Below are 20,950 nucleotides of genomic sequence, written 5' to 3' on the forward strand. Positions count from 1 at the left end.
GGGCTTTGCGCCGCCTCCCCCTGTCGACACGCCGCCTGACTCGGGTTATTCGACTCCCAGGCAGTCACACAGCGCCCGCAGGGAGCTGCGCTGCCGGTCCGAAAGCTCCGCCACCCGCGAACGGTACAGCGTCGCCTGCGACCGCAGCACCGGCTCTTCCCCGAGGATCTTCAGCTGGTTGGCGCGCAGCGTCTCGCCGGTGGAGGTGATGTCCGCCACCGCCTCCGCCGTCAGGTTCTTCACCGTGCCTTCGGTCGCGCCCTGGCTGTCGACAAGCTGGTAGTCGGCCACGCCGCCCATGTGCAGGTAGGCCCGCACCAGCCGGTGATACTTCGTCGCGATCCGCATCCTGAAACCGTGCCGCGCGCGGAAGGCCGCCGCCGCCCCGTCCAGATCGTCCAGCGTGTCCACGTCGACCCAGGCCTGCGGCACCGCCACGATCAGGTCCGCATGGCCAAAGCCCAGCTCCGCCAGCGGCGCAACCTTCTGGTCCCACTGCACCAGCTTCTCCTGCACAAGGTCGGTGCCTGTCACGCCAAGGTGCACCCGCCCCGCCGCCAGTTCGCGCGGGATCTCGCCCGCCGACAGCAGCACCAGTTCGATGCCGTCCACGCCCTCGACCGCGCCGGAATACTCCCGCTCCGACCCGGTACGCGACAGCATCACGCCGCGCGCGCCGAACCAGTCGAAGGTCTTCTCCATCAGCCGCCCCTTGGAGGGCACGCCCAGCTTGATCGTCATTGACCCGCCTCCCGCATCCGCTCCAGGTCGACCAGCAGGCCGGTGCGGATCACGCCGCCCACCGCCGGGATCTCGCGGCCCTGCCCAAGCTGCCGGGTCAGCGCGTCATAGCGCCCGCCGGTCGCCACCGCCGGCCAGTCCGGCCGCTGCGGGCAGAGGAACCCGAAGACGAAGCCGTCGTAATACTCCATCGAGGTGCGGCCATAGCTCGCCTCGAAAGACAGGTGCGTGACGTCCACGCCGCGCGCCTCCATGGCGTCGCAGCGCGCGCCGAAACGGTCCACCGCCGCGCCGATGGCGGGCATGTCCACGGCGATGTCGCGCAGGTGTTCCAGCGCGTGCGGGCAGGCCTCGGACACCTTCAGCAGCGTCTCGATCAGCGCCACCTCCTCGTCCGCCAGCGGCGGCTCCGACGCGTCGGCGCGCAGCACCTCGATCCGCGCGCGGATCTCCTCTTCGGAGCGCAGGCCGATCACCGGCCCCGCCCCCGCCATGGGATCGCCCGCAGCCAGCAGCGCCGTGCGCGACGCGGGCACCGGCACCCGGCCCGCGTAACGGTCCAGAAGCGCGCGGAACCGCCGGGGCCGCCAGATGTGCCGCATCAGCGCCGTGCGCCTTTGCTCGGTGGTGTTCAGTCCCCAGACCGCCGCCGTCAGGATGCCGATGTCGCCCACCACCGGGCGCAGGCCGTAGGGCGCCAGCGCATCGGCGAAGGCGGCAAAGACCTCTGCGTCGGAAAGCGCCGGGTCGGCGCGGTCGAAGACCTCGTAGCCCACCTGGAAATACTCCGGCGCGCGCTCGGGATGATCCTCCTGCCGGCGAAAGACCTCGCCCGCGTAGGTGTAGCGCGCGGGCTCCGCGCCCTCGGCCATGTGCATCTGCACCACCGGCACGGTGAAGTCCGGGCGCAGCATGACCTCGCCGCGCACCGGATCGACGGTCACGAAGGCGCGCGTGCGCACGTCCTCGCCGTAGAGGTCCAGCAGCACCTCCGCCGGTTGCAGCACGGCACAGTCGACCGGCACCGCTCCCGCCGCCTCGAACCGGTCGCGCAGCGCAAAGGCCTTCGCCCTGTAGGCCTGCAAGGTCACGCCTGCCCCTCCAGGATCTCGCGCACCTTGGCCACGAGGTCGCCGCGGGCCACCTCGTACTGCGAGGGCCGTTCCTTCCATTCCTCGAGCGAGGCGTTCTCGGCGATCTTCGCGCCGAGGATCAGGTCCTTGATCTGCACAACGCCGCGCGCCTTCTCGTCACCGCCCTCGATGACCGCCACCGGCGAGTGGCGCTTGTCCGCGTACTTGAGCTGGTTGCCGAAGTTCTTCGGGTTGCCGAGGTAGACCTCCGCCCGGATGCCCGCCTGCCGCAGCTCCGCCACCATCGCCTGGTAATCGGCCATGCGGTCGCGGTCCATCACGGTGACGACCACCGGCCCGGTCTCCGACCCGCCGACGCGGCCCTTCTCGCGCAGCGCGGCCAGAAGCCGGTCCACCCCGATGGAAACGCCCGTCGCAGGCACCACCTGTCCGGTGAAGCGCTTTACGAGGTCGTCGTAGCGCCCGCCGCCCGCGACAGATCCGAACTGCCGCTTGCGGCCTTTCTCGTCGAGGATCTCGAAGGTCAGCTCCGCCTCGAACACCGGCCCGGTGTAGTAGCCCAGACCACGCACCACCGACGGATCGATCACGATCCGGTCGGGGCCATAGCCCTGCGCGGCCAGAAGGTCGGCGATCTCCGCCAGTTCGTCCACGCCTTCCGCACCGACCGGGGCATCGCCCACCGCGTTGCGCAGGTTGGCGAGCGTCTCTTCGTTGGTCGCGCCCTTGGAGGTCAGGAAGGCCAGCACCGGCTCCGCCTGCTCAGGCGCAAGACCCACGCCGTCGATATAGGCCCCCGACGCATCCAGCCGCCCCTTGCCCAGAAGCTCGCGCACGCCGGACTCGCCGACCTTGTCGAACTTGTCGATGGTGCGCAGGACTGCGGCCGCCTGTTCCTCGTCGGTGACACCCATCGCCTGAAGCACGCCGTTCAGGACCTTCCGGTTGTTCACCCGGATCAGGTAGTCGCCGCGCGGGATGCCCAGCTCTTCGAGGCAGTCGGCCAGCATCGCGCAGATCTCCGCATCCGCCGCCACGCTCGCCGCGCCCACGGTGTCCGCGTCGCACTGGTAGAACTGGCGGTAGCGCCCCGGCCCCGGCTTCTCGTTGCGCCAGACCGGCCCCATGGCAAAGCGCCGGTAGGGCAGCGGCAGGTCGTTGCGGTGCTCGGCATAGACCCGGGCCAGCGGCGCCGTCAGGTCGTAGCGCAGCGCCATCCAGTTGTCGTCCTCGTCCTGCCACGCGAATACGCCGTCGTTCGGGCGGTCCACGTCCGGCAGGAACTTGCCAAGCGCCTCGACCGTCTCCACCGCCGAGGACTCCAGCGCCTCGAAGCCGTACCGATGGTACACCCCGGCGATCTTCGACAGCATCTCGGTGCGCTCACGCACCTCGTGCCCGAAATAGTCGCGGAACCCCTTGGGCGTCTGAGCCTTGGGGCGGGGGGCTTTCTTCACTTTGGCCATGGCACCGGTCCCGGTTACACTGCTGCATTGTCGCGCACCCTCTACCGGGAAGGCGTGGCATGGGCAAGCAAGCCTGCCCTTGCGGAGACGGGCTCATGCAAATAACCATGAGCCCTCTGCCAACTGAAGGAGGACCAGGACATGACCGATGACATGAGTCGCCTAGAAGAGCAGATGGCCCACCTCCTCCGGACGGTCGACGACCTGTCCGACGTGGTGGCCCGACAGGACCGCGAATTGCGGGACGTTTCCCGGCGGGTGGAAATCCTGCTCCGCCGCGAGGCCCAGCGGGACGCCGACACCGCCGGCAGCATCTTCCTCGGCGACGAAAAACCCCCGCATTACTAGGCCGCGAAAGCCCCGTCTTTCGCGGCCGGTGGGCAAGCGAGGTTTCCCCCGGAAACCTCAGCGCCCACACCCATGGCATGCCGGGCGCACCAGTCCCGAAAGCCCCGTCTTTCGCCACCGACGAGCGGACACACCTCCCACGCCCGGCCTCACGACCGGCGTCACGCCCGCCTTCACCCCCACGACGCGTGCGACGTGCAGACCTCCAGCGCGCGCCTGAAGCCGTCGCGGTCGCGGCAGCGGTCGAGGTAGGCGGCTTCCGGCGCCTCCAGCGCGATCCCGGCGCTTTTCCAGGACTGGAGCAGCGCATAGGCGACCGAGATGTCGGCAGCCGTGAAACCGTCTCCGGCAAGATACTGCGTGCGTTCGAGCTGGCGGCGCACCAGCTTCATCCGGTTGTGATACTGGCGCAGCGCGTGGCGGACGGTGGGGTTGTCGCGCTCGGCCTCGGTGGGCAGGAACCGCGCGTTCAGCACCCAGTAGGACGCGCCCGCAAGCCCCGCCTCGCCCATCATGAGGAACTGCCGGTAAGGCGCGAAGGCGTCCGACTGCGGCTCCGGGGCAAGCGGGTGCGGACCGTAACGGGCCAGAAGGTAGTCCATGATGGCGATGGATTCGACCATCACCGTGTCGCCGTCCACCAGCGCCGGGATGAACCCGCTGGGGTTGATCTGCAGGAACTCCGGGTCGTTCTCCACCCCGGCCAGCATGTCGACCGGGCGGAAGCGGTAGGGCAGGCCCATCTCCTCCAGCAGCCAGACGACCCGGAACCCCCGGCCCTCGCCATAGACGGTCAGCATCTGCCCCTCCCGGATCGATTTGATATCAACCTAACGGAACGGACCGAAAGCACAAGGCGTCCCCGCCGCCGTGCCTCAGTTCTTCAGTTCTTCATGTCCATGGCGACCACTTCGCCGTCGTGCAGCAGGATGTTCTTCCAGCGGGTGTTGTCCTCGAACCGCTCGTAGACCGAGACAAAGACCGTGTCCCGCTCCAGCGCCTTCATGCGCGAACCGCAGGGCTTGCCCTTGCCGACGCGGCAGACCTTGGACTTCACGCCCTCGTAGGCCACGTCGGTCGCCAGCACCGGCAGGGATTCGCCCGCCGGGCCGTAGTGGATCTGTTCCCAGCTTTCCGGCGAGCCGAAGATCACCAGCGCGGCTGTGAACTGGCGTGCGCAGCCGTCCTTGAAGCCGGTCATGTAGAACGTATGCGCGCCGGTAGACCCGGGCGTGCTGTCGTGCAATTGGTAGCCCCGGCCGCCTTCGGGCCATGTCTGCGTGACCGGCCCCAGCTTTGCGCCCGGCACGCCGCAGACCCGGGCGATCTGCCCGTAAGGCACGGTGGTGCCATAGGCGATCTCGCGCGCGTCGGGGGCGCCGGGGCGCGGCGCCGCACGGCGGTTGACCCGGGGCGCACCAGAGGTCGTGGCCGCCGCAAGCTGCACATCGCCGCCGCCCAGCCCGAAGAGACCGCGCCGCCGCGGCGCTTCCTCCGCTTCGACGACAACCACCTCCGCGTCGTCAGGGGCAGAGCCCACGTCGTCCAGATCGTCGGTGACGGCCTCGTCCGCCGCAGCGTCTTCCTCAGCAGCCACCGTCGTCGTGGCCTGCGCAGCGTCGGCCTTGCCCTTCAGGAAACCCAGCAGGCCCCGCTGCGGCGCGGTGTCGGCCACGGGCGCGACGGGAAGCGTTTCGGCATCGGCACTGGTGGCAAGGACATCGGCCTGCCCGGCCTCGGTCTCTACCGGCACATCGGCCAGGCGCGGCACGTCCTTCAGGGGATCGCCGCAGCCCGAGGCCAGCAGGACCAGTGACATTCCGATGAAAACTTTGCGCATTTCGTCCCCTGGCGGTTTCGACCCTCGTACAGCAGCAGCGCACGCGAGGTCCACTCTCCCATGGGATAGGTCTGCCCGTCAGGCGGGAAACCGCCCCTTTCCGCGGCGGTCTCCGCACACGGCGCAGGCCCCGTGCGATCGCCGGGACCGGCTCAGAAGTCCTCGACCGCCAGCACCCCGTCGAGCGACTTCACCGCGCCCTTGATCTCCGGCGTGACGGGGAAGCGTTCGGAAAGGTCCATCTCCACCTCGCCCGGCAGGCCCGGCGCCGCCAGCCGCAGCACGATCGGCGCGCGCGGCGCCTTCGGCAACTGCTCGGCGGCGCGGCCCAGCACGCTGGCGATCTGGCTCAGCGCCATCTCCGTGTCGACGAAGATCCGCATCCCCGAAGGTCCGCCCTGCGCCGCCGCCGCATCCACCGGCATCACCGCGCGGCCCAGCAGTTTCAGCTGGTCGCTCTCCATCGTTGCCTCGACGGTGACGACGACCTTCGATCCGGTCTCGAGGTGTTCGCGCGACTTCTCCAGCGTCTCGGAGAACAGCGTGACCTCGTAGGCTCCGGTCGGGTCCGACAGCTGCGCAAAGGCAAAACGGTTGCCGCGCGCCGACTTGCGTTCCTGCCGTCCGGCGACGACGCCCGCCAGCTTGGCCACCAGCGGGCCGCGCTCGGCCTTGGCCATGACCTCGTCCAGCGTCACCACGTCCTGCCGCTTCAGCGCGGGCATGTAATCGTCGAGCGGGTGACCGGACAGGTAGAAGCCCACCGCCTTGAACTCCTCCGCCAGCCGTTCGGCGGGCAGCCAGTCGGACACCGGCGACAGGCGCGGTTCCGGCAGGTCGTCGCCTGCCTCGCCGAACAGCGACACCTGGGCGGAGCTCTTCTGCTCGTGGATCGCCGCCGAATAGGCCACCAGCGCGTCGAGCGAATCGAACAGCCGCCGGCGGTTCGGGTCGAGCACGTCGAAACAGCCCGCCCGCGCCATCATCTCCAGAGGCCGCTTGCCGATCTTCTTCAGGTCCACGCGGCGGGCAAAGTCGAAGACGGTCGAGAACGGCCGCCCGTCACGCCCCTCCACCACCAGCTTCATCGCCTCGAGGCCCACGTTCTTCAGTGCGCCCAGGGCATAGACCAGCTGCCCCTCCACCACGTCGAACGTCGCGAGCGAGCGGTTCACGCAGGGCGGCACCCACGGCAGGCCCAGCCCCTTGCGGACCTCCTCGAAATAGACGGCCAGCTTGTCAGTCAGGTGGATATCGCAGTTCATGACGCCCGCCATGAACTCCACCGGGTGGTTCGCCTTGAGCCACGCGGTCTGGTAGCTGACCACCGCGTAGGCCGCCGCGTGCGACTTGTTGAAGCCGTAGTTGGCGAACTTCTCCAGAAGGTCGAAGACCTCGGTGGCCTTCTTCTTCTCCACCCCGTTCTTCGCCGCGCCCTGTTCGAACTTGGGCCGTTCGGCGTCCATCGCCTCCTTGATCTTCTTGCCCATCGCGCGGCGCAGCAGGTCGGCGCCGCCGAGCGAGTAGCCCGCCATCTCCTGCGCGATCTGCATCACCTGTTCCTGGTAAACGATGATGCCCTGCGTCTCGGCCAGGATGTGGTCGATGGACGGATGGACGGACGTGATCTCGCGCAGGCCGTTCTTGACCTCGCAATAGACCGGGATGTTCTCCATCGGGCCGGGGCGGTACAGCGCCACAAGCGCCACGATGTCCTCGATGCAGGTGGGCTTCATACGCTTCAGCGCATCCATCATGCCCGAGCTTTCCACCTGGAACACCGCCACCGTCTTGGCCGAGGCATAGAGCTTGTAGGTGACCTTGTCGTCCAGCGGGATAAGGTTGATCTGGTTCTCCGCCCCCTCCGGCGGCTCGTAAAGCTGCGTGCCGTCAGCGGCGACATGCAGCGGGCGCCCGGACTTGAAGATCAGGTCCATGGCGTTCTGGATCACCGTCAGCGTCTTCAGGCCGAGGAAGTCGAACTTCACCAGACCGGCCTGCTCCACCCACTTCATGTTGAACTGCGTCGCCGGCATGTCGGAGCGCGGGTCGCGGTAGAGCGGCACCAGCTCGTCCGTGGGGCGGTCGGCGATGACCACCCCCGCCGCGTGCGTGCCGGCGCTGCGCAGCAGCCCCTCCACCTGCATCCCGTACTTCAGCAGCCGGTCGACGACCTCCTCGTTCCGCGCCTCCTCGGCCAGCCGCGGCTCGTCCCGCAGCGCCTGCTCGATGGAGACGGGCTTCACCCCCTCCACCGGGATCATCTTCGACAGGCGGTCCACCTGCCCGTAGGGCATCTGCAGGACCCGGCCCATGTCGCGCACCGCCGCCTTCGACAGGAGCGCGCCGAAGGTGATGATCTGCGCCACCCGGTCGTGTCCGTATTTCTGCTGCACGTACTGGATCACCTCCTCGCGGCGATCCATGCAGAAGTCGATGTCGAAGTCGGGCATCGACACGCGTTCCGGGTTCAGGAAGCGTTCGAACAGCAGCGAATAGCGCAGCGGGTCGAGGTCGGTGATCGTCAGCGCGTAGGCCACCAGCGACCCCGCGCCCGACCCCCGCCCCGGCCCGACCGGGATATCCTGGTCCTTGGCCCACTGGATGAAGTCCGCAACGATCAGGAAGTAGCCGGGGAAACCCATCCCCTCGATGATCCCCAGCTCGAAGTCGAGCCGCTTCTGGTATTCCTCCACCGGCACGGCATGCGGGATCACGGCCAGACGCGCCTGCAGCCCCTCGTTGGCCATGCGCCGCAGTTCCGTCACCTCGTCGTCGGCAAAGCGCGGCAGGATCGGGTCGCGGCGATAGGCCATGAAGGCACAGCGCTTCGCGATCTCGACGGTGTTTTCCAGCGCCTCCGGCAGGTCGGCGAACAGCACCGCCATCTCCTGCGGGGTCTTCAGGTAATGCTGCGGCGTCAGGCGGCGGCGCGGCTCCTGCTGGTCGACATAGGCGCCCTCCGCGATGCAGATCATCGCGTCATGCGCCTCGTACATGGTGGACTTCGGGAAATAGACGTCGTTCGTCGCGACCAGCGGCAGGCCCATCTCGTAGGCCATCTCGACAAAGCCGCGCTCCGTCAGTTGCTCCGCCTCCGGCGGCGTGCCGTCCTCGCCGGGGTGGCGCTGCAGCTCGACGTACAGCCGGTCTTCGAAGATCGAATGCAGCCGGGTCATCAGCGTCTGCGCCGCCGCCCGCGAATTGGTGCGCAGAAGCCGCCCCACCGGCCCGTCCGGCCCGCCCGACAGGCAGATCACATCCTCCGAATGCGCCTCCAGCTCGTCCAGCGTCACATGCGCCAGCTCGTTGTCGCGGCGCAGGTACAGGCAGGAATTGAGCTTCATCAGATGCTCGTAGCCGCGCTCCGTCTGGGCCAGCAGCACCACCGGCGCCGGCGGCCTGATCCGCTCGCCCGGGGCGTGCTCGAAATAGCGCAGGTCGATCTGGCAGCCGATGATCGGCTGCACGCCCGCCCCGGCGGCGCCCACGGAAAATTCCAGCGCGGCGAACAGGTTGTTGGTGTCGGTGACCGCCACGGCGGGCATCCCCATGTCGGCGCACATGCCCGGCAGCTTCTTCAGCCGGAGCGCGCCTTCGAGCAGGGAATATTCGGTGTGGGTGCGGAGGTGAATGAATCGCGGATCTGCCATGGCCGCAGACTACAGCGTTTCACGGACCGGCTGGAACACCCCGCGACGCGAAAGATGACAGAAACCCGGAGGTCGGCTACACGAATTGGTGTCTCCCCTTCCCCCAGACACGCCGGTCGCGTAGACTACTCTGAGATGTAACCCGTGTCCCGCTGTGCGCAAAATATCAACAATCCGGCCCCACTCATGCCTTTATTCGCCCTCAGGCTGGATTTTGTGAAAACGTCCCGTAGGTCCCCGCTCTTCAGCAAGTACACCGTTTCCCCGCCATGAACGACGCAACAGAACTCTCCAGCGCCGCCCTCGCGGAGCAAGAGGCCGCATTCGATCCCGCGCCCCCGCTCACGCTGAAGGCGCGGCTCAAACGGCTTGCGCTTGTCGTGGCGGCTGCCGTCGCGCCGTCGCGCACGGCGGACGTTCTGGCGAAACGTTATCTCAGTTCGACCCACGGCTTCATCGACGAGCTCTCCGCCAAGGGACGCCACCGTTTCGAGATCCTGCCGATCGACGACGACATGGCGATCATGCGCCACAGCCACCGCCCCGGCGCGCGCCGCGTGCTGGTGGTGCCGGGGCACGACGGCCATTACCGCCAGTTCACCCGCCTTCTGCGCGCGCTGGATCAGGCCGGGCTGTCGGTCGACGTGACCGTGCTGCCGGGGCACATGCACCACGCGCAGACCGTCTGTTCCATGCGCGACATCACGGAGGCGATCCACCGCTCCTGCGCGGCGCACGGCCCCTATGACGGCATCGTGGGCCATTGCGTCAGCTCCAACGCCGCGCTCTTCGCGCTCGACGGCGGGCTGCGCTGCGACCGCGTGGTGCTTGTGTCCACGCCGCTGGACCTCGTGCGTCTGGTGCGCAACGGCGGCGAACAATACGGGCTCTCCGGGCGCTGCCTCGACCTATTCGTGGACCGCGTCAGCGAACTCGGCGCGCCCTTCCACCTGTCGCTGCCCTGGCATCCCATCGCCTCCGAACGGACCGAGCGCCTGCTGGCGGTCCACGCGCAGGACGACTGGGCCGCGCCGGTCAGCGACGTCGAGAAGCTGAGAAACCTCAGCCCCAATACGGAGGTCGCGGTCTTCCCGCACGGCGGTCACAACTCGATCCTGAGCGTGAAGGCGGCGGTCAACCGCATCGCGGACTTCCTCAAGTCCTGAGCGACAGGACACGTCGCGAAACCCGCCCACGTCGGACCGGCAACGGCATCCATCACGATATCACATTACGCGGCATGACCAGCCCAACAGGGCACAGCCCCCGTCCTAATCCGGCAAAAAAAAGGCCGGTCCCCGAGAGGATTCGAGGGACCGGCAAACCCGCGCACACCTCACGCGGGCGGGGAGACACCGCAGACCGCGGCGGGCTTATTCGCCCGCCAGCGGCAATTCCTTCAACATCATCGACATCGCGCAGGCCAGGGCCGCCGCCGCCGCCGCCACCCAGAAGACCGGGTGCAGCGCGGCGCTGAAGCCGTCCATGACGCGGGCCTGCACCTCGGGCGGGAGGCTCTGAACCATCTCCGCCCCGATGGACCGCAGGCCGCCCTCACCGGCGCCCGGCACCTGCCCCGCAAGGTTGCGCGCGAGGCCGGCGCTGAACAGCGCACCGAAGGCCGCCGTTCCCAGCGCACCGCCGATAAGCCGGAACATGTTGGCCGAGGCGGTGCCCACGCCCATCAGCGAGTTCGGCACCGCGTTCTGGATCGCCGCCACGCCGACGGAGAACACCGGCCCGAGCCCCAGCCCGACCAGCACCATCGTGCCGCCGATCAGCCACAGCGGGCTGTCCGTGCCGACCGTGGCCAGCACGACCATCGCCAGCGCCAGAACCCCGGTCGAGATCGCCGGCATCAGCCGGTAGCGCCCGGTCTTCGACATGATCCGCCCCGCCATGGTCGAGGCAAAGATCAGCCCCCCCATCATCGGCACGAGGAACAGGCCCGACCCGGTGGGCGACACGCCCTTCACCACCTGCAGGAACAGCGGCAGGAAGGTGATCGTGCCGAACATGCCCATGCCGACAAGGAAACCAACGGTGTTCACCACCACGAAGGTGTTGTTGCGGAACAGGCTCATCGGCAGGATCGGCTCTTCCGCGCGGGTCTCGGCCAGCACGAAGCCCGCCATGGTCGGCACGCCGATCGCGGCCAGCGCCAGCACGGCGGGGCTGCCCCAGCCGCCCGCGCTCTGCGCCGCGTTGGGCAAGAGCACGATGGCCGCCAGCAGGGAGGCCAGCAGCGCGGCGCCCAGGTAATCCACCTTGCGCTTCGTCAGGTCGTCGCGGCGCGGCAACGCCATGCCGAGGATGACGAAGGCCAGAAGACCCACCGGCAGGTTCACGAAGAAGATCCAGTGCCACGACCAGTGCTGCACGATGAAGCCGCCCAGCAGCGGCCCGATCACCGTCGACACGCCAAAGGCCGCGCCCATCATGCCCTGCGCCATGCCACGCTGGCGCGGCGGCAGCAGGTCGCCCACCGTCGCCATCGAGGTGACGATCAGCGTGCCCGCGCCAAGCCCCTGGACCGAGCGTCCGGCAATGACCATGCCCATGTTCATCGCCACGCCGCAGATCACGGCGCCGATGGTAAAGACGATGATGCCGGACTGCAGCACCAGCTTGCGCCCGTACATGTCGCCCAGCTTGCCCGCCAGCGGCGCCGCGATGGTCGAGGCCAGCAGGTAGGCGGTGATGACCCACGTCAGGTGGTCCATGCCGCCAAGGTCGGCGACCATGATCGGCAGCGCGGTCGAGACGATGGTCTGCCCGAGCGAGGCAAACAGCAGCGTCGCCGCCACGGCGCCCAGAACGAGCCGCACCGCGACATCGTCGGGCGCCTCCTCGTAATGGGCGGTTGTTTCGGTAAGTGACATTTCACGCGTTCCCAAGATATCAACACTGAAACCGCCCGTGCCGCCCTGTCCGGGAGGACAAGACAGGGCAGGCGCGGGCGGTCCGGATTTGAAACTGAATATGTGCCGATTGCAGATGCATGTCAATGTCATGCATTTGGTTGGGACAAGCAAATACGCACATGCTATGTGGAGCACATGAACCGAGACGATATCCTGAAGCAGAAGCTGGCCCGGGCCGGCGTCGACGCGGAACACACCCAGGCCGCGCTGGACATTGATGCCGTTCTGCAGGTCTGGCGCCGCCGGGTCTTCAAACGCGAACTGGGCTACCGGGCGCTGGACGAACTGGGCCTGCCCATCGACCTCGCGCAGCTCGACGTGCTGATGGCCGTCTGGGCGCCCGCCAACGAATTCGGCGACGAGGACAGGTCGGAAACCATGGTCTCCACCGTCGCGCAGCGGCTGAACATCGACCCTTCGCGCGCCAGCCGCATGACCTCGGAGCTGATCGGTCGCGGGATGCTCAAACGCTCCGTCAGCCAGGCCGACGCCCGCCGCACCGTGCTGGAGCTGACGGACAAGGGCGTGCGCATCGTCGACGCCGTGCGCAACTACAAGTTCCTCGTGCTGGGCAGCTACCTGCAGGCCTGGACCCGCGAGGAGATCGCCACCTTCCTGCCGCTGCTGGAACGGTTCAGCGCCTGGTCGGAAAGCGCCGCCTGCCCCTCCGGCCCGGTGGCCGACGAAATCGCCATCCTGCGCAACGGGCTTTCGGACCTCTCCGACACGGACTGACCCGCTTGCCGCGTGCCGCCCGGCCAAACCTTTCCGGTTGGCTAACTTTCCCTTTGACCAATAGTTACCCATGTGGAAAGGTATCCACATGGCTCAGCATCTCGATTCCTTTTTCGCCGCCCTCTCCGATCCGACCCGCCGGGCCGTGATCGAGCGGCTGGTGCGCGGACCGGCCGCCGTCTCCGACCTGCACGACGGTCACGACATGGCCCTGCCCTCCTTCCTCAAGCACCTCAACAAGCTGGAGGCGGCGGGCATCGTGCGCTCGATCAAGACCGGGCGCACCCGCATGGTCCACATCGAACCGGCGCCGCTTGCCGCCGCCGAGGACTGGCTCACCCGCCAGCGCAGCATCTGGGAGGGACGGCTCGACCGGCTGGCCCTTCTTGCCGAACGTCTCGAACAGGAGGACAGGACATGACCGACTTCACCACCATGACGCTGGAACGGCAGATCGCCTGCGCGCCCGACCGGCTGTTCCGCCTCCTGACCACGAAGGACGGGCGAGAGGCATGGGGCGCCCCCTCCGACACCGCCGTCGTGATCATCGACGCATTCGACTGCCGCCCCGGCGGCCACGAGAAGGCCCGCTGCGGCCCGAAGGAGGCGCCGGAGTTCGAGACCCACACCGCCTTCCACCGCGTCGACCCGGCCTGCCTCGTGTCGACGGAATCGCTGGTCATCGGCGGCGAGCTTCTGTCGACCTCGCTCTGCACCCACGACATCGCCGCGCAGGACGGCGGCACGCACCTGACGGTCACGCTCCAGATCGCCAGCTTCGCCGGGCCCGACCTCTTCGACGACTACGCGCAGGGCTGGACCGGCGCGCTCGACTCGCTCAGCCGGCTCGCGACCGAACCCGCCAACGCCTGACCACAAACGAAATCACATGCACGCAGGCCCGACCGCCGCCGCCCCACCGCGGACGGCGACCGGCGCCGCCGTGCCCGATCCGAAGGAGACCGCCATGACCACCACGGCCAACCACCACCAAAGCTTCACCCTCACCCGCGACATCGCCGCCACGCCCGACACCCTCTGGCGGGCATGGAGCGACCCGGCCCTGAAGCGCGCCTGGTTCGCCGACAACGACGGCCCCGGCTGGGAAACGCTCGACCACACCCTCGACTTCCGCGAAGGCGGGACGGAAACGGGCCGCTTCCTGCACACCTCCGACGACCCCGCCATGGCCGCCTTCAGGGGCGAGCACCGCAATGCAACGACCTACCTCGTGATCGAGGACAGGGCCCGCATCGTCTTTGCCTACACCATGTCGATCAACGGGCGCGTGCACTCCGCCTCGCTCGCCACCGTCACCTTCGAGCAAAGCGGCAAGGGCACCCGCCTCACCTTCACCGAAACCCTTCAGGGCATCGGCCAGACCGACGGCCCCGAGGGCCGCAAGCACGGCTGGACGGCGCTTCTGAACAACCTCGAACAAAGCGTCACGCAATCGGCGCACTGACCGCCGCGCCGCCCATACCGGATCGGCGCCCTCGCAACGCCAGGTTGAAGAACGCCACCGCCGGACAGCATCCCGTTGCCCGCCCGCCGCACCTGCCCCGCCGCGCGGCCTTGCAAACAGGCACCTCCGGCCCGCATGGCGCATAAAAAGGCAAAAACCCCTTGCCAAGCCGCTTTTCACCCGCCTAGCCTGATGGAAACAGGGACAATTGTGCGCTTTCTACGCCGCATCGAGGGCGCACACCCCGTCACCAAACGGCGGGGCAAAGGGTAAGGCGGCGGGCTTTCTGAATGGACATCACCTTTCTTCTGAACGGAGAGAGCGTGCACCTCGCGGGCGTCTCCCCGACGGCGACGCTTCTCGACTGGCTGCGCGAGGAACGGGGCCTGACCGGCACCAAGGAAGGGTGCAACGAAGGCGACTGCGGCGCCTGCACCGTCATGGTCACCGACGACCGCGGCGCGCGGGCGCTCAACGCCTGCATCCTCTTCCTGCCCCAGCTGCACGGCAAGGCGGTCCGCACGGTCGAAGGCATCGCCGCCCCCGACGGCACGCTGCACCCGGTGCAGGAGGCGATGGTCGAGCTGCACGGCTCGCAATGCGGCTTCTGCACACCCGGCTTCATCGTCTCCATGGCGGTGGCGCACCTGAACGGCGACGAGGCCCATGACGACGCGCTGGCGGGCAACCTCTGCCGCTGCACCGGCTACGCGCCCATCGTCCGCGCCGCCCGTGCCGCCACCTCCGCCGCCGTCCCCGGCCACATGACGGACACCCCGCCCGAGGCCGCCCCGCAGGAATTCGCCCCCGAAACGACCGAAGCGCTGGCCGACCTCTGCGCCCGGCACCCCGACGCCACGCTGGTGGCAGGCGCCACCGACGTCGGCCTCTGGGTCACGAAGGCGCTGAAACAGCCGCAGCCGCTGATCTTCCTCAACCGCTGCACCGGCCTCCAGCAGATCGAGGTGACTGACGACACGATCACCATCGGCGCGGGCGTCACCATGGACCGGGTGCGCGACCTCATGGCCGGACACCACCCCAGCTACGCCGAGATGATCCGCCGCTACGGCTCCGCCCAGGTGCGCAACGCCGCGACCATCGGCGGCAACGTCGCCAACGGCTCGCCCATCGGGGACAACCCGCCCGCCCTGATCGCGCTCGGCGCCACGCTGCACCTGCGCCACAGGGACGGCGCGCGGCAGATCCCGCTCGAGGACTTCTTCCTCGCCTACGGCAAGCAGGACCGCCGCCCCGGCGAATTCGTGGAGGCGATCTCCATCCCCCGCCAGCCCGACCGCCTCAGGGTCTACAAGCTGTCCAAACGCTTCGACCAGGACATCTCCGCGGTCTGCGGCGCCTTCAACATCACGGTGGAGGACGGCATCGTCACCGGGGCCCGCATCGCCTTCGGCGGCATGGCGGCCACGCCGAAACGTGCCACCCATGTCGAACAGGCGATCACCGGCCAGCCCTGGGACGACCAGACCCTGATCGAGGCATGGGACGCCTGGGAGGCGGACTTCCAGCCGATGTCCGACATGCGCGCCTCCGCCGACTACCGCATCACCGCCGCCTGCAACATGCTCTCCCGCGTCTACCTCGACCAGATCGGGGCCCGGACCAACGTGCTGGAGGTGACGCCATGACCCGCTCACCAGACCGCGTCCCAAACAGAGTCCCCCGCCGCCATGCCGGGCGCGCGCCCCTGCTTCTCTGCTTTGCAAATACTCACTCTTCCCGTCGCGGCGGCCTGTCACGGGGCGCCGCACGATGACCGTCCGCGCCCCGCTGCCGCACGACACCGCGCACCTGCACGTCACCGGGCAGGCCCGCTACACCGACGACATCCCCCTGCCCAAAGGCGCGCTGCACCTGGCCTTCGGCCTCTCGCCCGTCGCCCGCGGCACACTCACCGCGCTCGACCTCGACCCGGTGCGCGCCGCGCCGGGCGTCGTGGGCATCTGGGCCCATGGCGACCTGCCCTCCGACTGCGACTGCTCGCCCTCCAACCATGACGAGCCGATGCTCTCCGACGGCACCATCCACTACCTCGGCCAGCCGCTGTTCCTCGTGGCGGCGACAAGCCACCTCGCCGCCCGCCGCGCCGCCCGCCTCGCCGGGATCGAGACGGAGGAAGAGGCGCCGATCCTCACCGTCGACGACGCGCTCGAGGCCGGCAGCCGGTTCGAGGGCGGCCCGGTGGTCTGGTCGAAGGGCGACGCCGATGCGGCCATCGACGGCGCGCCCCATACCCTCGACGGCCGGATCGAGATCGGCGGCCAGGAACACTTCTACCTCGAAGGACAGGCCGCCGCCGCCGTGCCGATGGAGGACGGCGACATGCATGTCTACTCCTCCACCCAGCACCCGACGGAGATCCAGCACAAGGTCGCCCACGCGCTCCACATGAACATGCACAAGGTCCGGGTGGAGACGCGGCGCATGGGCGGCGGCTTCGGCGGCAAGGAAAGCCAGGGCAACGCGCTGGCCATCGCCTGCGCCGTGGTGGCCGCCGCGACCGGCCGCCCGGCAAAGATGCGCTACGACCGAGACGACGACTTCACCATCACCGGCAAGCGCCACGACTTCCGGATCGACTACCGCGTGGGCTTCGACGACGCGGGCCGGGTAGAGGGCATCGCCTTCACCCAGTATGCCCGCTGCGGCTGGGCGCAGGACCTGTCGCTGCCCGTGGCCGACCGGGCCATGCTGCACGCCGACAACGCCTATCACCTGCCCGCCGTGCGCATCGAAAGCCACAGGCTGAAGACCAACACCCAGTCCGCCACCGCCTTCCGCGGCTTCGGCGGCCCGCAGGGCATGGTCGGGATCGAGCGGGTGATGGACCACATCGCCCACACGCTGGGGCTCGACCCGCTCGCCGTGCGGCAGGCGAACTACTATACCGCCGCGCCCGCGGACGCCGCCGAGGCGCCCTCCGCCACCGCGCCGGGCCAGCCTGAAGACACCTCCACCGACGGACGGCAGCACCACGCCCCCGACCCTTCGGTCGAGCATACCTCGCGCGGGGACACCCAGGCGGGCCCCGAAGGCGACACCCCTGCCGCGCCCGAAGGCGTGCAGACCACGCCCTACGGCCAGCCGGTCGAGGACTTCCTGCTGCACGAGATGACCGAGGCGCTGATCGCGTCGTGCGACTACCACGACCGCCGCGCCGCGATCGAGCAATGGAACGCCCAGAACCCGATCCTGCAGAAGGGCATCGCCCTCACCCCGGTGAAGTTCGGCATCTCCTTCACGCTGACCCACCTCAACCAGGCGGGCGCGCTGGTGCATGTCTACCAGGACGGCTCCATCGCGCTGAACCACGGCGGGACGGAAATGGGACAGGGCCTGTTCCAGAAGGTGGCGCAGGTGGCGGCGTCGGTCTTCGGCGTGCCCATGTCCGCCGTGCGCATCACCGCCACCGACACCGCCAAGGTGCCCAACACCTCGGCGACCGCCGCCTCCTCCGGTTCCGACCTGAACGGCGCCGCCGTGGCCAATGCCTGCGCCAAGCTGCGCAACGCCATGGCCGCGCACCTCGCCCGGCTGCACGACGCGCCGGCCGAGAAGGTCGTCTTCGCCGATGGCCACGTCATCCTGGGCGACACGCGGCTGACCTTCGCGGAGGCCGCCGCGCAATGTTACCAGGGCCGGGTCGGGCTGTCGGCCACCGGCTTCTACGCCACGCCGGACATCTCCTGGGACCGGGTGAAGGGCCAGGGCCGCCCGTTCTACTACTTCGCCTACGGCGTCGCCTGCACCGAAGTCGTCCTCGACACCCTGACCGGCGAGAACCGCATCCTGCGCACCGACATCCTGCACGACGCGGGCAGTTCGCTGAACCCCGCCATCGACATCGGGCAGGTGGAGGGCGGCTACGTGCAGGGCGCGGGCTGGCTCACCACCGAGGAACTGGTCTGGGACGACGAGGGCCGCCTCCGGACCCATGCACCCTCGACCTACAAGATCCCCGCCTGCTCCGACCGGCCGGACGTGTTCAACGTGGCGCTCTGGGACGGGCGCAACGTGAAGCCGACGATCTACCGCTCGAAAGCGGTGGGCGAACCGCCCCTGATGCTCGGCATCTCCGCCTTCCTCGCGCTGTCGGACGCGCTCAGTTTCTGCGGCCCGAACTACCCCGCGCTCGACGCGCCCGCCACGCCGGAACGGCTGCTGATGGCGGTGCGCCGGGTGCGCGGCGAGGACGGCGCATGAGCTTCGACCGCGACGCCCTCGCCCGCGCCTGCGCCGCACATGGCCGGGTGGCGCGGGTCGTGGTGGCGGCGACGCAGGGCTCCACCCCGCGCGAAACCGGCGCGTCGATGCTGGTCTGGGCCACGCCGGAGGGCTTCGGGCAGGAGGGCACCATCGGCGGCGGCGCGCTGGAGCTGGAGGCCGCGCAACGCGCCCTCTCCCGCACCGGGCTCAGCCGCCATCCGCTCGGCCCCGCCCTGGGCCAGTGCTGCGGCGGCGCCGTGACGCTCCTGACCGAACAGTTCACCGCCGACACCCTGCCCCGGCCCGCCGCCCTCTACGCGCGCGGCCCGGGCGAGGCGCCCCTGCCCGCGCGCCGCCTCGCCGACCGCGCCCGCGCGCAGGGCGAGACGCCTGCCCCGCAGCTTCTGGGCGACTGGATGGTGGAACCGATGACCCCGCCGCGCCGCCCCCTGTGGATCTGGGGCGCGGGCCACGTGGGCCGCGCGCTGGTCAACACCCTCGCCCCCCTGCCGGACCTCGCGATCACCTGGATCGACACCGCGCCCGACCGCTTCCCCGCCACCGTGCCGGACGGCGTCACGACCCTCCCCGAACCGGAACCCCAGCGGCTCATGCGCCACGCGCCGCCCGACGCGCACCACCTGATCCTGACCTACAGCCATGCGCTCGACCTCGCGCTCTGCCATGCGGCGCTGTCCCACCGCTTCGCCTTCTGCGGGCTGATCGGGTCGGACACGAAGCGCGCCCGCTTCACCCGCCGACTGCGTGACCTCGGCCACACCGACGCCCAAATAAACCGCATCTGCTGTCCGATCGGGCACAAAGCCTTCGGCAAGCACCCGCAGGCCATTGCCATCGGCGTCGCCGCGCAGATACTCCGCCCCGACAGTGAGAAAGATCAAAAGTGGACGATCCCCTCCTCCGCATCGACGGCCTGACCAAGGCCTACCCCGGCGTGATCGCCAACAGCGACGTGTCCTTCGACATCGGCCGCTCGGAGATCCACGCGCTCCTGGGCGAGAACGGCGCGGGCAAGTCGACGCTGGTCAAGATGATCTACGGGCTGGTGAAACCCGACAGCGGGACGATGACGCTCGACGGCCAGCCCTACCGGCCCGCCAAGCCCTCCGAGGCGCGGCAGGGCGGCGTCGCCATGGTCTTCCAGCATTTCTCTCTTTTTGAAGCGCTGAACGTGGCGGAAAACGTGGCGCTCGGTATGGAAAACCCGCCACCCATGCGCGATCTCGCCCGGCAGATCCGCGAGGTCTCCGAAAACTACGGCCTGCCGCTCGACCCCTCGCGCACCGTCGGCACGCTCTCCGCCGGCGAACGCCAGCGGGTCGAGATCATCCGCTGCCTCCTGCAGGAGCCGCGCCTGCTGATCATGGACGAACCCACCTCGGTCCTGACGCCGCAGGAGGTGGACATCCTTTTCGAAACGCTGCGGAAACTGAAATCCGAAGGCACCTCGATCCTCTACATCTCCCACAAGCTCGAAGAGATCCGCGCGCTCTGCGACACGGCGACGATCCTGCGCCTCGGCAAGCTGGTCGACACCTGCACGCCCGCCGACACCACCGCCCGCGAACTGGCCGAGATGATGGTCGGCACGACCTTCGCCACACCCGAATCCCGCGCCACCGAAAAGGGCGAGGTGCTGCTCGAGGCGCGCGACCTGACGCTGCCTGCCCCCGGCGCCTTCGGCACACCGCTCCGGGGCGTGACCTTCGAGGTCCGCGGCGGCGAGGTGCTGGGCATCGGCGGCGTCGCGGGCAACGGTCAGGACGAACTCCTGATGGCGCTTTCGGGCGAACGGCTCTCCGCCCCCGGATCGCTGTTCCTCAAGGGGCAGGACATGTCCCGTCAAGGCCCCGCCGCCCGCCGCGCCGAAGGGCTGCTGACCGGGCCGGAGGAACGCCTGGGCCACGCCGCCGCCCCCGACATGAGCCTGACGGAAAACGCCGTGCTCACCGCCGCCCTGCGCAAGGGACTGGTGAAAAGCGGTTTCATCGACTGGTCGAAGACCCAGACCTTCGCCGAGGAGGTCATCAGCCACTTCGACGTCCGCACCCCCGGCCCCGGCACCGCCGCCCGCGCGCTCTCGGGCGGGAACCTGCAGAAATTCGTCGTCGGCCGCGAGATCGCCCAGAACCCCGACGTGCTGATCCTGAACCAGCCGACATGGGGCGTCGACGCCGCCGCCGCCGCCTTCATCCGCCAGTCGATCCTCGACGTGGCCGCCCGGGGCGGCGCCGTCGTGGTCATCAGCCAGGACCTCGGCGAACTGATGGAAATCTCCGACCGTTTCGGCGCCCTGAACGAAGGCCGCCTTTCCGCCACCCGCCCCGTCTCCGACCTCGATACCGAGAAGATCGGCCTGATGATGGGCGGCGCGCATGACATGGAGGTGGCCCATGTGCACGGCTGACCCGCGAACCGCCGCCCGCGCATGCACCG

17 protein-coding genes are annotated in these 20,950 nt (G+C 69.0%); 10 read left to right on the plus strand and 7 right to left on the minus strand.

What is annotated here, in order from left to right; all coding sequences use genetic code 11:
• Positions 1–45: 45 nt before the first annotated feature.
• From hisG to hisS, 3 genes are read right to left on the minus strand one after another with little or no spacing between them, the layout of a single operon-like run.
• On the minus strand, positions 46–741 hold the full coding sequence (gene hisG, locus QNI11_RS17800; RefSeq protein WP_100929280.1) for an ATP phosphoribosyltransferase: 696 nt from the start codon (positions 739–741) through the stop codon (positions 46–48).
• A complete protein-coding gene (locus QNI11_RS17805) occupies positions 738–1,832 on the minus strand; it encodes an ATP phosphoribosyltransferase regulatory subunit (RefSeq protein ID WP_283981169.1) in 1,095 nt (364 codons plus the stop codon). Before QNI11_RS17805 ends, hisG begins: the two co-directional genes overlap by 4 nt.
• Positions 1,829–3,301: a histidine--tRNA ligase gene (hisS, locus tag QNI11_RS17810; protein WP_283981170.1), complete on the minus strand. Its 1,473-nt coding sequence runs from the start codon at positions 3,299–3,301 to the stop codon at positions 1,829–1,831. Before hisS ends, QNI11_RS17805 begins: the two co-directional genes overlap by 4 nt.
• Before the next feature lie 141 nt (positions 3,302–3,442).
• On the opposite strand from hisS, the gene QNI11_RS17815 reads away from it, so the two are divergent.
• Positions 3,443–3,649 carry a SlyX family protein gene (locus tag QNI11_RS17815; RefSeq protein ID WP_254698121.1) on the plus strand — a complete coding sequence of 69 codons (207 nt, stop codon included), beginning with the start codon at positions 3,443–3,445 and terminating at the stop codon, positions 3,647–3,649.
• 173 nt (positions 3,650–3,822) lie between these two features.
• On the opposite strand, the gene QNI11_RS17820 is transcribed toward QNI11_RS17815, so the two are convergent.
• The 3 genes from QNI11_RS17820 to dnaE form a co-directional block, all read right to left on the minus strand.
• Positions 3,823–4,449, minus strand: a complete 627-nt coding sequence (locus QNI11_RS17820) for a glutathione S-transferase family protein (protein WP_283981171.1) — start codon at positions 4,447–4,449, stop codon at positions 3,823–3,825.
• Between the two features lie 83 nt (positions 4,450–4,532).
• Positions 4,533–5,489, minus strand: coding sequence for an MGMT family protein (locus QNI11_RS17825; protein ID WP_283981172.1), 957 nt, complete (start codon positions 5,487–5,489; stop codon positions 4,533–4,535).
• A 152-nt stretch (positions 5,490–5,641) separates the two neighbouring features.
• Positions 5,642–9,142, minus strand: coding sequence for a DNA polymerase III subunit alpha (gene dnaE / locus QNI11_RS17830; RefSeq protein WP_100929275.1), 3,501 nt, complete (start codon positions 9,140–9,142; stop codon positions 5,642–5,644).
• Positions 9,143–9,411: 269 nt separating this feature from the next.
• On the opposite strand from dnaE, the gene QNI11_RS17835 reads away from it, so the two are divergent.
• On the plus strand, positions 9,412–10,308 hold the full coding sequence (locus tag QNI11_RS17835) for an alpha/beta hydrolase (protein WP_283981173.1): 897 nt from the start codon (positions 9,412–9,414) through the stop codon (positions 10,306–10,308).
• A gap of 207 nt (positions 10,309–10,515) precedes the next feature.
• On the opposite strand, the gene QNI11_RS17840 is transcribed toward QNI11_RS17835, so the two are convergent.
• Positions 10,516–12,024 carry an MDR family MFS transporter gene (locus QNI11_RS17840; protein WP_283981174.1) on the minus strand — a complete coding sequence of 503 codons (1,509 nt, stop codon included), beginning with the start codon at positions 12,022–12,024 and terminating at the stop codon, positions 10,516–10,518.
• Positions 12,025–12,201: 177 nt separating this feature from the next.
• Between QNI11_RS17840 and QNI11_RS17845 the strand changes: the two genes are divergently transcribed.
• From QNI11_RS17845 to QNI11_RS17880, 8 genes are all read left to right on the plus strand, one after another.
• The gene (locus QNI11_RS17845) at positions 12,202–12,801 is read left to right on the plus strand and encodes a MarR family winged helix-turn-helix transcriptional regulator (RefSeq protein WP_100929272.1); all 600 of its coding nucleotides are present in this window, start codon (positions 12,202–12,204) and stop codon (positions 12,799–12,801) included.
• Positions 12,802–12,889: 88 nt separating this feature from the next.
• Entirely contained in the window at positions 12,890–13,222 is a 333-nt protein-coding gene (locus QNI11_RS17850; protein WP_100929271.1) for a metalloregulator ArsR/SmtB family transcription factor, read from the plus strand.
• A complete protein-coding gene (locus QNI11_RS17855; protein WP_283981175.1) occupies positions 13,219–13,674 on the plus strand; it encodes an SRPBCC family protein in 456 nt (151 codons plus the stop codon). Before QNI11_RS17850 ends, QNI11_RS17855 begins: the two co-directional genes overlap by 4 nt.
• A 94-nt stretch (positions 13,675–13,768) precedes the next feature.
• Complete coding sequence (locus tag QNI11_RS17860) at positions 13,769–14,266, plus strand: SRPBCC domain-containing protein (RefSeq protein ID WP_283981176.1); 498 nt, start codon at positions 13,769–13,771, stop codon at positions 14,264–14,266.
• A 290-nt stretch (positions 14,267–14,556) separates the two neighbouring features.
• Entirely contained in the window at positions 14,557–15,915 is a 1,359-nt protein-coding gene (xdhA, locus tag QNI11_RS17865; protein WP_283981177.1) for a xanthine dehydrogenase small subunit, read from the plus strand.
• A 124-nt stretch (positions 15,916–16,039) separates the two neighbouring features.
• The gene (xdhB, locus tag QNI11_RS17870; RefSeq protein ID WP_283981178.1) at positions 16,040–18,490 is read left to right on the plus strand and encodes a xanthine dehydrogenase molybdopterin binding subunit; all 2,451 of its coding nucleotides are present in this window, start codon (positions 16,040–16,042) and stop codon (positions 18,488–18,490) included.
• Positions 18,487–19,431, plus strand: a complete 945-nt coding sequence (xdhC, locus tag QNI11_RS17875; protein ID WP_283981179.1) for a xanthine dehydrogenase accessory protein XdhC — start codon at positions 18,487–18,489, stop codon at positions 19,429–19,431. The genes xdhB and xdhC overlap by 4 nt, the downstream gene beginning before the upstream one ends.
• On the plus strand, positions 19,398–20,921 hold the full coding sequence (locus QNI11_RS17880) for an ABC transporter ATP-binding protein (protein ID WP_100929265.1): 1,524 nt from the start codon (positions 19,398–19,400) through the stop codon (positions 20,919–20,921). Before xdhC ends, QNI11_RS17880 begins: the two co-directional genes overlap by 34 nt.
• The last annotated feature ends 29 nt before the right edge of the window (positions 20,922–20,950 follow it).

Source organism: Sagittula sp. MA-2 (assembly GCF_030126985.1).
GTDB lineage: Bacteria > Pseudomonadota > Alphaproteobacteria > Rhodobacterales > Rhodobacteraceae > Sagittula.